General features: G+C 63.1%; 10 protein-coding genes. 8 read left to right on the plus strand and 2 right to left on the minus strand.

Annotated elements, in window-relative coordinates; translation table 11 throughout:
- Position 1: 1 nt before the first annotated feature.
- Positions 2-430 carry a MerR family transcriptional regulator gene (locus ACTIGF_RS08315; protein ID WP_439636408.1) on the minus strand — a complete coding sequence of 143 codons (429 nt, stop codon included), beginning with the start codon at positions 428-430 and terminating at the stop codon, positions 2-4.
- Between the two features lie 143 nt (positions 431-573).
- Here ACTIGF_RS08315 and ACTIGF_RS08320 point away from each other — a divergent pair, with 143 nt between their 5' ends.
- From ACTIGF_RS08320 to ACTIGF_RS08355, 8 genes are read left to right on the plus strand one after another with little or no spacing between them, the layout of a single operon-like run.
- Positions 574-1,470, plus strand: coding sequence for an SDR family oxidoreductase (locus tag ACTIGF_RS08320; RefSeq protein ID WP_439636409.1), 897 nt, complete (start codon positions 574-576; stop codon positions 1,468-1,470).
- Positions 1,470-3,080 (plus strand): acyl-CoA carboxylase subunit beta, encoded by a 1,611-nt coding sequence (locus ACTIGF_RS08325; protein ID WP_439636410.1) that lies wholly within the window; start codon positions 1,470-1,472, stop codon positions 3,078-3,080. The genes ACTIGF_RS08320 and ACTIGF_RS08325 overlap by 1 nt, the downstream gene beginning before the upstream one ends.
- A 32-nt stretch (positions 3,081-3,112) precedes the next feature.
- Positions 3,113-4,282, plus strand: coding sequence for an acyl-CoA dehydrogenase family protein (locus tag ACTIGF_RS08330; RefSeq protein ID WP_439636411.1), 1,170 nt, complete (start codon positions 3,113-3,115; stop codon positions 4,280-4,282).
- 2 nt (positions 4,283-4,284) lie between these two features.
- Entirely contained in the window at positions 4,285-5,085 is an 801-nt protein-coding gene (locus tag ACTIGF_RS08335; RefSeq protein WP_439636412.1) for an enoyl-CoA hydratase/isomerase family protein, read from the plus strand.
- Positions 5,086-5,088: 3 nt separating this feature from the next.
- Positions 5,089-7,062: an acetyl/propionyl/methylcrotonyl-CoA carboxylase subunit alpha gene (locus ACTIGF_RS08340; protein WP_439636413.1), complete on the plus strand. Its 1,974-nt coding sequence runs from the start codon at positions 5,089-5,091 to the stop codon at positions 7,060-7,062.
- Between the two features lie 4 nt (positions 7,063-7,066).
- Positions 7,067-7,945, plus strand: a complete 879-nt coding sequence (locus ACTIGF_RS08345; RefSeq protein WP_273021161.1) for a 3-keto-5-aminohexanoate cleavage protein — start codon at positions 7,067-7,069, stop codon at positions 7,943-7,945.
- Between the two features lie 23 nt (positions 7,946-7,968).
- Positions 7,969-9,798 (plus strand): AMP-dependent synthetase/ligase, encoded by a 1,830-nt coding sequence (locus tag ACTIGF_RS08350; protein WP_439636414.1) that lies wholly within the window; start codon positions 7,969-7,971, stop codon positions 9,796-9,798.
- Positions 9,779-11,266, plus strand: coding sequence for a flavin-containing monooxygenase (locus ACTIGF_RS08355; protein WP_439636415.1), 1,488 nt, complete (start codon positions 9,779-9,781; stop codon positions 11,264-11,266). The genes ACTIGF_RS08350 and ACTIGF_RS08355 overlap by 20 nt, the downstream gene beginning before the upstream one ends.
- Here the strand turns inward: ACTIGF_RS08355 and ACTIGF_RS08360 are convergent.
- Positions 11,263-12,192: an alpha/beta hydrolase gene (locus ACTIGF_RS08360; protein WP_439636416.1), complete on the minus strand. Its 930-nt coding sequence runs from the start codon at positions 12,190-12,192 to the stop codon at positions 11,263-11,265. The two genes, ACTIGF_RS08355 and ACTIGF_RS08360, sit on opposite strands and share 4 nt — an antisense overlap.
- Positions 12,193-12,283 lie beyond the last annotated feature (91 nt).

The raw sequence follows: 12,283 nt of genomic DNA on the forward strand, positions 1-12,283 counted from the left end.
ATCAGCGCGTCTGGCCTGTTGAGCTTTTGCGCTGGGCCAGGCGCGCTTTCGAGCCGTCATGAATGACGCGCAACTCATTGAGCGTCGTTTCGATCTCGACCTTTTTTTCTTCCAGCCGTTCGATTTCTTTCGCGGTCATCTCGATCACGAATTCGAGCTGGCGCACGCGCCCTTCGCCTTCCTGGCCATAGAGCTCGAGGAAGGTCTTGATGTCGCTGAGCTTGGTGCCGATCGTCTTGGCGCGCAGGATCAGGGCGAGACGCTTCTTGTCGGCTTCGGTGTAGACCCGCTGCCCGCCCACGCGCTGGGGTTTGAGCAACCCCTTGTCTTCATAAAACCGGATCGTCCGCGTGGTGATGCCGAACGCATCGGCCAGCTCGGCGATGCCGAACAGGGTGTCGTGGGTCTTGGTGTCGGGCGCGTGAGTCATGATGCCTGTCCTTATGCGCCTCCTTCATACGATGAAGTCTTGCCGCAAACAAGATGCACTTGACGTATACGTTAAGCCCTGCGAAGCTCTCCTCAACACCGGCGAACACAGACCGGACCAGTCAGGGAGGAGACGGGCGCACAATGAGCGATAACGCCACACACGCCCGCTATGACAGCGTATTTCGGCCAGACCTGTTTTCAGGACAGGTGATCATCGTCACCGGGGGCGGATCGGGGATCGGGCGCTGCATCGCCCATGAGCTGACAGCGCTCGGCGCGCACGCTATTCTGGTGGGGCGCAAGCCCGAAAAGCTCGACGCCGTCGCGCAAGAGATCGCCCATGACGGCGGCTCGTGCGAGACCGCGTCGTTTGATATTCGCGATGAAGAGGCGGTGGCGTCGGCCATCTCTGCCATGGCTGCGCGGCACGGCCGCATCCATGGCCTGGTGAATAATGCCGGCGGGCAGTTTCCCGCCAACGCTGAAGACATCTCCAAAAGGGGTTGGGACGCGGTGATCGCGACCAATCTGACAGGCGGTTTTCTGATGAGCCGCGAGGTCTTCAAGGCTTCAATGGCTGAACATGGCGGCGCCATCGTCAACATCACCGCCGACATGCATCACGGCATGCCGGGCATGGCGCATTCAGGCGCGGCGCGGGCGGGGATGGAGAATCTGACCAAGACACTGGCGTTTGAATGGGCGCCCAAGGGCGTACGGGTGAACGCCGTCGCGCCAGGCTGGATCGCCAGCTCGGGCATGGACACTTATGGCGGCGCCTTCCGGGCGATGATCCCGCTATTGAAGCAGAACTTGCCCGCGCAACGCATGGGATCGGAAGCCGAAGTGTCGGCGGCGGTGACCTATCTGTTGTCGCCGGGCGCGGCTTTCATCACGGGTGTTCAGTTGCAAGTGGATGGCGGCGCGCCTTTGGGCGAGCGGCACTATCCGCTGACCGCGCATGACAAATCAGAGGTCTTCAACGGCTTTCACCGGGCGGTGGATCCGGCGGTGTTGCGCGGTGAGGGAGCAGAGTAATGGCGGTTCTGCAAAGCCGGATCAATCCGGGCTCTGACGACTTCGCCGCGGCGCGGGCCAATATGGCCGAGAAGCTCGACGAGGCGCGTGACGCGGAAGAGCAGGTGCGCTCCAACTCCGCCGCCAAGAAGTCCCGCTTTGACGAGCGCGGCCAGCTTTTGCCGCGTGAGCGCGTGGCGCGCTTGGTGGATCGCGATGCGTCCTTTCTCGAGATTGCGCCGCTCGCCGGTCTGAAAATGCATGATGATGACGGCGGGCGCGGCGCTTCAGGCGGCGGGGCCGTGATCGGCATCGGCGTTGTTTCGGGCAAACGCTGCGTCATCGCGGCGTCCGATAGCGCCATCAAGGGCGGCACCGTTGCGCCCATGGGCTTGCGTAAATCCCTGCGAGCGCAGGAGATTGCGCTGCAAAACAAGCTGCCGATGATCCATCTGGTGGAATCGGGCGGCGCAAACCTTCTGTATCAGGCCGAGATCTTTGTGGATGGCGGGCGCAGCTTCGCCAATCAGGCGCGCTTGAGCGCGGCGGGCATCCCCCAGATCGCGGTGGTGCATGGCAGCTCCACCGCCGGCGGCGCCTATCTGCCGGGGATGAGCGATTATGTGGTGCTGGTGCGCGAGAAGTCGAAAATCTTCCTCGCCGGCCCGCCGCTGGTGAAAGCCGCGATTGGCGAGGACGCCGATGACGAGTCTCTGGGCGGCGCCGACCTTCATGGCGAAGTGACGGGGCTGGGCGAATACGTCGCTGATGATGATGCGCAGGCGCTCGCCTATGCGCGCGACATCATGGACAAGCTCAACTGGAGCGAAGCCACCCTGTCCGGGGGCGGCGAAGCGCCGCTTTATGATGCTGAAGAGCTGATGGGGATCGTGCCGGCTGATGACCGCACGCCCTATGATGTGCGTGATGTGATCGCGCGCGTGGTGGACGGCTCGGACTTTCTGGAATTCAAGGCGCGGTACGGGTCTGAAACCGTGTGCGGGCATGCCCGCATCGGCGGCCAGGCGGTCGGGATCATTGGCAATAACGGCCCGATCCAGCCGGAAGGCTCCACCAAGGCGGGCCAGTTCATCCAGCTGTGCGACCAGTCGCAAACCCCGATCCTGTTCTTGCAAAACACCACCGGCTACATGGTCGGGTCGGCGGCGGAACGCGCCGGCGCGGTCAAGCATGGCTCGAAAATGATCCAGGCCGTGGCCAATGCCCGCGTGCCCAAGATCACCATCGTGCTTGGCGGCAGCTTCGGCGCCGGCAATTACGGCATGTGCGGCCGCGGGTTTGATCCGCGCTTCATCTTCGCCTGGCCCACCGCCCGTACGGCGGTGATGGGCGGCGCGCAGGCCGCGAAGGTGATGGAGATCGTCACTCGCGGCAAGAATGCGCGCGCGGGCGTGGAGACCGATGAAGAGGCGCTCGCCCAGATGAGCGCCATGATCACCCAGAGCCTTGATGAGCAGAGCCAGGCGCTCTTCGCCACGGCGCGGCTCTGGGATGACGGGATCATTGATCCGCGCGACACGCGCGCGGTGCTGATCGAATGCCTGAATATTTGTGCTGAGGCGGATCGCCGTCAGCTGAACCCCAACACGTTCGGAGTCGCGCGGTTCTGAGAAGACGCGGCCCACCAACGGGAGGACACGCCATGCAGTTCAACGAGCAACACGAACAGCTTCGCGACACCGTCGCCAAGTTCGTCGCCAACGAGATCAATCCGTATGTGGATGAATGGGAGGCGGCCGACCAGTTCCCCTCTCATGAAGTCTTCAAGAAGATGGGCGATCTGGGCCTTCTGGGCCTGCGCTATCCCGAGGAGTTTGGCGGCGCCGGTCTCGACATGACCTATTCGCTCGTCCTGGCCGAAGAGCTGGGGATGATTGATTGCGGCGGCGTGCCCATGGCCATCGGCGTGCAAACCGACATGTGCACCCCGGCATTGGCGCGGTTCGGCTCTGACGATCTGCGCAAGCAATTCCTGGCGCCGGCGATTGCAGGCGACATGGTGGGCTGTCTCGGCGTGTCCGAGCCGGGCGGCGGCTCGGACGTGGCGGCGGTCAAGACCAATGCGAAATCAGACGGCGATGATTACATCATCAACGGCACCAAGATGTGGATCACCAATGGCCTGAAGGCGGATTGGTGCTGCCTGCTGGCCAACACGTCCGACGGCAAGCCTCATGAGAGCAAGTCGTTGATCATGGTGCCGATGGACCTGCCAGGCATTGAAAAGCAGAAGATCCACAAGATCGGCATGCACAGTTCTGACACCGCGCAATTGTTCTTTGATGATGTGCGGGTGCCCAAGCGCTATCGCATCGGCGATGAGGGCGCAGGCTTCATCTATCAGATGCTGCAGTTCCAGGAAGAGCGCATCTATGGCGCGGCGTCGTCTCTGAAAAGCCTCGACAAGCAGATCGATCTGACCATCGAGTACACCCGTGACCGGCACGCCTTCGGCCAGCCGCTTCTGGACAATCAGGCGATCCATTTCCGCCTCGCCGAGTTGCGCACTGAAGTCGAGATGCTCCGGTCACTGACATATCGCTGCGTGGATGATTTCAACCAGGGCAAGGACATCACCAAGCTCGCCTCCATGGCCAAGCTCAAATGCGGACGTCTGGCGCGTGAAGTGTCTGACAGCTGCCTGCAGTTCTGGGGCGGCATGGGCTACACGGCGGACAACCTCGTCAGCCGCTCCTTCCGCGACGGCCGCCTGATCTCCATTGGCGGCGGCGCCGACGAGATCATGCTCGGCATCATCGCCAAGCTTGAAGGCACGCTGCCCAAGCGCCGCAAGCCTGAAGGCAATAAATAGCCATGTCCGCGCCGCGTACTCTATTGGTCGAGCGCCGCGCCCGGGTTCTGCATGTGACGCTGAACCGGCCCGCCCTGCGCAACGCCATGTCGCTTGAGATGGTGGACGAGCTCATCAATGCGCTCGCCGACGCTGAACAGGCTGGCGATCGCGCCATCGTCCTGCGCGGCGCCGAGGGGCATTTCTGTTCGGGCGGCGACATCAAGGATATGGGTGCGGCTCAAGGCCAGCCTGTCTCAGACGGCGTCGACCCCATCGCAAACGTCAACGTCCGCTTCGGCGAATTGTGCGTGGCCTACGCCAGCACCGGCTTGCCTGTGGTGGCGGTGGTTGAGGGCGCGGTCATGGGCGGCGGCTTCGGGCTTGCTTGCGTGGCTGATGTGGTGCTGGCGTCCGAGACGGCTCTGTTCCGTTTGCCGGAAACCGGGCTCGGGATCGTGCCGGCCCAGATCGCGCCTTTCCTGGTGGAGCGCCTTGGCTATTCAGAAGCGCGGCGCCTGGCGGTGACCGGCGGCAAGCTGGATGCCGCGAAGGCTCTGGATGTCGGCCTTGTGCACGCCGTGCATCCTGCAGCCGATCTGGATGCGGCGTTGGAGGCCGAGCTTGCGCAAATCCGCAAGGGCGCGCCGAACGCCATCGCAGCGACCAAGGCGTTGATGCGTCGGGCGCGTCTGGAAGCGCCCGCCAGCCTGGTTCAGGACGCGGCCGCGGCGTTCGCCAAGGCGGCGCGGTCTGACGAAGGCGCTGAAGGCATGACCGCTTTTCTGGAAAAACGTCCCGCCCGCTGGGCTCAAGAGGGATAAGTCATGGCTGAAACGCCCTTCAACAGCGTGCTGGTCGCCAATCGTGGCGAGATTGCTGTCCGTGTGCTGAACGAAGCGCGCGATAGCGGCCGTACGGCCATCGCTGTCTATTCCGAGGCGGATGCCGGCGCCTTGCATGTGCGTGAAGCGGACCTGGCGGTCTGCATCGGTCCGGCGCTCGCCAGCGAGAGCTATCTCAATTTTGATGCGGTGCTGGATGCGGCCCGAAAAACCGGCGCCGAGGCGATCCATCCCGGCTATGGCTTCCTGTCTGAAAACGCCGCCTTCGCCCGCGCGGTGATCGAGGCGGGGCTGGTCTGGATCGGCCCGCCGCCCGAAGCGATTGACGCCATGGGCGACAAGGCGCGCGCCAAGGAGTTGATGATCAAGGCGGGCGTGCCCACCCTGCCGGGCTGGCAGGGCGCGGACCAATCGGACGCCAATCTGAAGACCGAAGCCGACACGATCGGCTATCCGCTCCTGATCAAGGCGGTCGCGGGCGGCGGCGGTCGCGGCATGCGCATTGTCCGCCAGGCGTCCGAGTTTGAAGACGCGCTGGCTTCGGCGCGCCGCGAAGCGAAATCCGCCTTTGGCGATGACGCGGTTCTGATCGAGAAATTCGTCGAGCGTGGGCGCCATGTGGAGATGCAGGTCTTCGCGGATCAGCATGGCAAAACCATCCATCTGGGCGAACGCGATTGCTCGGCTCAGCGTCGCCGTCAGAAGGTGATTGAGGAAGCGCCGTCCCCGGCGGTTGATGCTGATTTGCGCGCAAAGATGGGCGCGGACGCCGTAGCGGCGGCGAAAGCCGTGGGCTATGTGGGCGCCGGTACGGTCGAATTCCTGCTTGATGAGAGTGGCGGGTATTATTTTCTCGAGATGAACACCCGGCTTCAGGTGGAACATCCGGTCACGGAGGAAGTCACCGGGACCAACCTTGTTCAATGGCAGTTTGAGGTGGCCTCCGGCGCGCCGCTGCCGCTGAGCCAGGACGACGTGTCGCTGGACGGCTGGGCCATCGAAGCCCGGCTGTACGCGGAAGACCCCTATAACGGTTTTGCGCCGCAATCGGGCCTGATCCTGTCTTATGACGGGGATGTCTCCAGCGCCGGCGGACGCGTGGATGCTGGCGTTGAAACCGGCGGACGGATCGGAACCGATTACGATCCGATGGTTTCAAAAGTCATCGGCACGGGCGCGACGCGCGCAGAAGCCATTGCATCCCTGCGCGCCGCCTTGATGGATGACCCGCTTCTGGGCGTCACCACCAATCGTGATTTCCTGCTGGCTTTGCTGGACGGCGCGCCTTTCCGGAAGGGCGAGATTTGTACGGTGGATCTGGATCAATGGGCGGAAGAGGGCGCGGGCCCCTTCACCAAGCCTGATGCGGACCGCAGGGCGGTCGCGCTCGGCGCCGCGCTTCTGGGCGCAGCGCCTCAGGGCGTGATCCGGTCCGGCTCTGTCAGCCGGTTTGATCTGCCTTTGACGGTCAATGGCGACGCGCTGACGGTGCGGCTGGAGCAGACGGGACCGGATGCTGTCAGCGTCGGGTTCGAAAATGAAGACGCCTCCAGCATGGTTGCGCTCTTGGGCGAAGAGACGCCCGGCGAGATCGCCTACCGTCTTGACGGCGTGGACGCCCGCGCCCGTGTGGCGCGCGCGGCGGACGGCGCGCTTCATATCGCCTTGGGTGCGCAGATCATCGTGCTGGAAGAAGCCTCGCCCTGGGGCGCGGACGCGGCGTCTGACCCGTCCAGGATCACAGCCCCCGTCTCCGGCGCTGTGGTGGCGGTGACCGTCAAACCCGGCGACCGGGTGAAGGCGGGGGACGTCCTGATGGTGATGGAAGCCATGAAGATGGAGATGCGCCTGACCGCGCAGGCGGATGGCGAAGTCGCCGCCGTCAACGCCCAACAGGGCGGGCAAGCCGCGAACGGTGCTGTTTTGATTGAGCTAAATATAGAAACGCAGGAGTAGACCGATGGATAAGGCAGTTCTGACCTGCGCGCTGAACGGCGTGCTGACCAATCCGAAAACCCATCCCGTTCCGGTCACGCCTGATCAGATGGCCGCCAGCGCGCGCGAAGCGTATGACGCCGGCGCCAGCGTCATGCATGTCCATTACCGCATGCAGGATGAAGATCACGGCCATTTCCCCAGCTGGGACCCTGAAGTGGCGGCCAGCATGGTGGATGCGATCCGCGCCGCCTGCCCGGGCGTGATCATCAATTCGACGACAGGCGTTGTCGGACCCGACGTGTCTGGTCCTGCCGCTTGTGTGAAGCGCGTGAAGCCGGAAATCGCGGCGTGTAACGCCGGCTCGCTCAACTATCTCAAGCTCAAGCGTGACGGGTCCTGGGCCTGGCCGCCGATGATGTTCGATAATCCGGTCGAGAAGGTTCAGGCCATGCTGGACGCCATGGCCGAGGTGGGCGCGCACCCTGAGTTTGAGTGCTTTGACGTGGGCATCGTGCGCTGTGTGAACATGTATATCGAGAACGGCATGGCGCCGTCCGCCCATTATAATTTCGTGATGGGCGTCGCCTCGGGCATGCCGGTGGATGCGCGGCTTCTCAAATTGCTGCTCGATTACAAGCGCGAAGGCGATCCGTGGCAGACCACCTTGATCGGACGCCAGGAGATCTGGCCGGTTCATCAGGCGACCGCCGATCTTGGCGGTATGCTTCGCACCGGACTTGAGGATACCTTCTATCTACCTGATGGCGAACGCGCCACGGGCAACGGAGCCTTGATCGAGGCTCTGGCGCAATGCGCCCGGAACGCCGGGCGTGAGGTCGCGTCGCCTGCTGAGGCGCGCGAAATTATGGGCCTGAACGCGGCGGAGACCGCTCATGCCTGACATGTTCTTTAGGGAGGAGACGCATGGAGGCGCGCGCGAGTGATTTGCCCCGTATAGGGGCGGACAACTGGTATCCGTCCACCCCGGCCCGATTGCTGGAAAAAGCTGAAACGCGAGGCTCGGACCCCGCCTATGCCGTGCGGCAGGGCGAGGGCTGGGCTTATACGTCGTGGTCGGATTATGCCGATCAGGTCCAGACCGCCGCCCGTGCGCTTGTTGCGTTGGGACTGGGCGAAGACGAGACCGTCGCCATTCTGGGCTATAACCGCCCTGAATGGACGATCATGGCGATCGCCGCGATGATGGCGGGCGGTCGTCCGGCCGGCGTCTACTGGACCAGCGCCCCGCCCGAGATCGCCTACATCCTGCAACACTCCCAGGCGCCTATGCTGCTGGTGGAGACCGAAGAGCATGTGGAGCAGGCGCTTGCGCTGAAAGCGGACTGTCCGGCGCTTGAGCACATCATCGTCATGGATGGCGTGGCGGGCGATCATGCGGACGTCCTCAGCTGGGCGCAATTCATGGCGCTGGGCGTGGAAGACCATCACGACGCCGTCAGCGCCCGCATGGCGGCGATCAATGAGAGCCGCGTCGGCTCGCTGATCTATACCTCCGGCACCACAGGACCGCCCAAGGCGGTGATGCTCAGCCATGGCAATATTTCATGGAGCGCCGCCAAGCTCAGCGAGATGTTCAAGGCCCAGCCCGGCGACCGGACCCTCTCTTATCTGCCGATCGCCCATGTGGCGGAGCAGCAATCGAGCGTCCACAACCATGTGATGAGCGGGGCGATCATGCATTTCGCCCAGTCCATGGAGACCCTGGCCGACGACCTGAAGGCGTGTCGCCCGAACGTGTTTTTCGGCGTGCCGCGGGTCTGGGAGAAGATGTCTGAAACCATCCGCGCGCGCCTGTCCGAGGCGTCTGGCGTCAAGGCGTCGTTGGCGAAATGGGCGATGGACGTGAATCGCCAATGGCATGAAGCCGTGCTGGATGGTCGTTCGCCCTCGCCTCTCGTATCGATGCAGAAGCCCCTCGCCAATGCGCTGGTGGTCAAAAAGGTGCAGGCGGCCCTCGGCCTTGAAGAGTCGCGTTTGCTGATTTCCGGCGCGGCCCCGATCAGCCCCGAAGTCCTGCGCTTTTTCACCGGGCTCGATCTGTTGATCTGTGAAGGCTATGGCCAGTCTGAAACCAGCGCCCCCACGGCGTTCAGCATGCCCGGTTCTGTCCGGATCGGTTCGGTCGGCAAGATGATTGACGGCATGGAGGCTCGGGTCTCCGAAGAGGGCGAGCTTCAGGTGCGCGGGCCGAACGTCTTCGCCGGCTATATGAATAACAACGAAGCGACCGAGAACACCTTCACTCGGGACGGCTGGATGAAGACCGGTGATGTGGTGCGCATTGACGAGGACGGCTTTGTCTTCATCACGGGGCGGATCAAGGACATCATCATCACGTCTGGCGGCAAGAATATCACGCCCGCAAACCTCGAAACCGATCTGATGAATGCGCCTCTGGTGGAGCATGCGGTGGTGGTCGGGGATGCGCGTCCTTATCTCAGCGCCCTTCTGACCTTGAGTGAGGACGCCTTGGCGGATTTTGCTTCAAAGCAAGGCTTGAGCGTGGAGGAGGCGCGCCAGAGCGAGGCGCTTCAGGCGCAATTGCAAGCGGCGGTCGATGAGATGAACGAGCGCTATGCCCGCGTTGAAAACATCCGCAAATTCCGGGTGCTCGACGCGCCGCTCAGTGTGGAGACGGGGGAGCTGACGCCGACCTTGAAAGTGAGGCGGAATGTGGTGACCGCTCGCAATCAGGCGCTTGTGGACGAAATGTATGCCGAAGCCCATGACTGAGGCGGGTTCGCCTGAGCGCACTGAGGTTCTCATTATCGGGGCCGGCATGTCCGGCCTCGCCATGGGCCGCCAGCTCAAGCGCGCCGGGGTGGAGGATTTCCTCATCGCCGAACGCGCAGACGGACCGGGCGGCGTGTGGCGCGCCAACGCCTATCCCGGGGCGGCGTGCGATGTGCCCAGCCATCTGTATTCCTACTCGTTCTATCCCAATCCGGACTGGAGCCGGAAATTCGCGCCCCAGGCCGAGATCAAGGCTTATTTCGAGCGCGCCAGCGCAGCATTCGGGCTTGAACCGCACATCCGGTACGACAAAAGTGTCCGTGCACTGACTTACGAAGAGCCTGAAGGCGTCTGGCGCGTCGAGTTCGACAATGGCGACACGCTCATCGCGCGCGCCGTCATAAGCGCCGTGGGCCAATTGTCAGAGCCGTTTTCGCCCGCGTTCGAAGGGCGCGATCAGTTCCAGGGCCAGATCGTTCACACGGCGCAGTGGACGCCGGACATCGACATGACCGGCAAACGCGTGGTGATGATCGGGAGCGCCGCGAGCGCCATTCAGGTCCTGCCGCATGCGGCGAAGGCGTCTTCCGCGCTGGCGGTGTTCCAGCGGACGCCCAACTGGATCATTCCCAAGCCTGACCGGGCCTTTACGGGCGTGGAGAAATGGCTGTTTCGCCATTTGCCCGGGTATCACTGGCTCTACCGTATGGGCAGTTTTGCGTTGCATGAGTTGCGCTGGCCAGCCTTTCGGTCGGGCGGTCTTGCGGCCGCCTATACCCGTCATCGCCTGACCCGGCGGATCAAATCTCAGGTCGAGGACGCGGTGGTGCTGGACCAGGTGCTGCCCGATTATGCGCCGGGGTGTAAACGCATCCTGCTCTCCAATGACTTTTTTGAAACCCTGAGCCAGCCTCATGTACGTCTGGTGACTGACGGGGTGCAGCGCTTCACATCCACGGGGGTGGTGACGACAAGCGGCGAGGCCATCGACGCTGATCTTGTGATCCTCGCCACAGGGTTCAAGGCGACCGAGTTTCTTCCCAATCTGGATGTCAGGGGCAGGGGCGGGCAGAGCCTGAAAGCCGTCTGGGGCGACAGCCCCACCGCCTATAAGGGCGTGGCCCTGTCGGGTTTTCCCAATCTGTTCACCCTGTATGGACCGAATACCAATCTGGGACACAATTCGATCATCTTCATGATTGAACGCCAGACCGAGTTTGTCCGTCGTCAGATCATGCGGTTGCTGGCCGCGGATGCGATCAGCCTTGAAGTGAAAGCCGAGGCGCAAGCCGCGTTCAATGCGAGTCTTCAAAACCGTCTTGACCAGACCGTATGGGCGGGCGAATGCCCGTCCTGGTACAAGAGCCCGGACGGGATTATCGTCAGCAACTGGGCCGGTCCCGCAAGCCGGTATGCGCTGGCTTTATCGGGGCGGGACACAGACGCTTTCGTGCTCGAAGCGCCTTAGTCCGCAGACGCGGTCAGGATCGGCTCCGCCCATTGGGTCAAGCGCTCCAGCGCCATATCCGCTTCGGGCAGGAGGGGCGCGAACAGCGGGAAGTCATGCCAGAGCGTTTCCCAGATCTCGCACTGAACGGGAACGCCCGCCTGTTCGAGCTTTTCGGCGAACCGGATGGAGTCATCGCGCAGGATTTCCGCATCCCCGGTCTGAATGAAGACCGGCGGAAATCCTGTGAGCTCTGCAAAGAGCGGCGAGGCTTCCGGGGTGTCCGCGGGCGTATCTTCAAGATAGAGCGCAGCGCCAGCCATCAGCCAGTCCGGCTTGAGCATCGGATCGGACTTGGCGCGCGTCCGCGTGCTTTCGCCGCTGGCCGTCATGTCCGTCCACGGAGAGATCAGGTAGACGCCTTGTGGCATGGGGCGCCCCTGCTCTCGCTGTCGCAACATGCTGGCCAGCGCCAGACCGCCGCCGGCGCTGTCGCCCGCGATCAGGACGGGGCCGTCGCTGTGCGACATCGCCCAGTTGAGCGCAGAGGTTCCATCTTCGACGGCGCAGGGAAAGACATGCTCAGGCGCCAAGCGATAATCGACAGAGATCGCCTTGATCTTCAGGGCCTTGGCGAGACGGGTCACCAGGGGGCGGTGGCTTTTGGACGAGCCCAGGCAGTATCCGCCGCCATGCAGGAACAGCAATAATCCGGGCCGATGATCATCGGGCGTGAAGCTCAGCGCGTTCAGACCGGCGAGTGTCGTGCTTTCGATCTTGACGTCATCGGGCGTGGGCAAACGGTCCGCGCCTGCATCCATGCGCTTGCGGGCGATTTGCCTGGGGTTTTCAGGCGACATCACTGTCTTGCCGGCGGTGCGCGCCATGTGCCGCGCCAGAAGGCGCCGGATGCTGACGGCGCTCTGTTTGGGAACCCGTTCGATCACGCTTCTCTCCATCAATGTCCTGACAAATAGCCTTCCCGTATTTCTTCGATGTGACAAGCGCTTCGTGGCCGTTTCGCGGGTCTTCAATCAG

Origin of the sequence: Oceanicaulis sp. (assembly GCF_051859625.1) — a bacterium.
Lineage (GTDB): Bacteria > Pseudomonadota > Alphaproteobacteria > Caulobacterales > Maricaulaceae > Oceanicaulis.

What these genes read in the sequence shown, in the direction of transcription:
- ACTIGF_RS08315 (WP_439636408.1), bottom strand. Translation starts at nt 430, where the DNA reads ATGACTCACGCGCCCGACACCAAGACCCACGACACCCTGTTCGGCATC.
- ACTIGF_RS08320 (WP_439636409.1), top strand. Translation starts at nt 574, where the DNA reads ATGAGCGATAACGCCACACACGCCCGCTATGACAGCGTATTTCGGCCA.
- ACTIGF_RS08325 (WP_439636410.1), top strand. Translation starts at nt 1,470, where the DNA reads ATGGCGGTTCTGCAAAGCCGGATCAATCCGGGCTCTGACGACTTCGCC.
- ACTIGF_RS08330 (WP_439636411.1), top strand. Translation starts at nt 3,113, where the DNA reads ATGCAGTTCAACGAGCAACACGAACAGCTTCGCGACACCGTCGCCAAG.
- ACTIGF_RS08335 (WP_439636412.1), top strand. Translation starts at nt 4,285, where the DNA reads ATGTCCGCGCCGCGTACTCTATTGGTCGAGCGCCGCGCCCGGGTTCTG.
- ACTIGF_RS08340 (WP_439636413.1), top strand. Translation starts at nt 5,089, where the DNA reads ATGGCTGAAACGCCCTTCAACAGCGTGCTGGTCGCCAATCGTGGCGAG.
- ACTIGF_RS08345 (WP_273021161.1), top strand. Translation starts at nt 7,067, where the DNA reads ATGGATAAGGCAGTTCTGACCTGCGCGCTGAACGGCGTGCTGACCAAT.
- ACTIGF_RS08350 (WP_439636414.1), top strand. Translation starts at nt 7,969, where the DNA reads ATGGAGGCGCGCGCGAGTGATTTGCCCCGTATAGGGGCGGACAACTGG.
- ACTIGF_RS08355 (WP_439636415.1), top strand. Translation starts at nt 9,779, where the DNA reads ATGCCGAAGCCCATGACTGAGGCGGGTTCGCCTGAGCGCACTGAGGTT.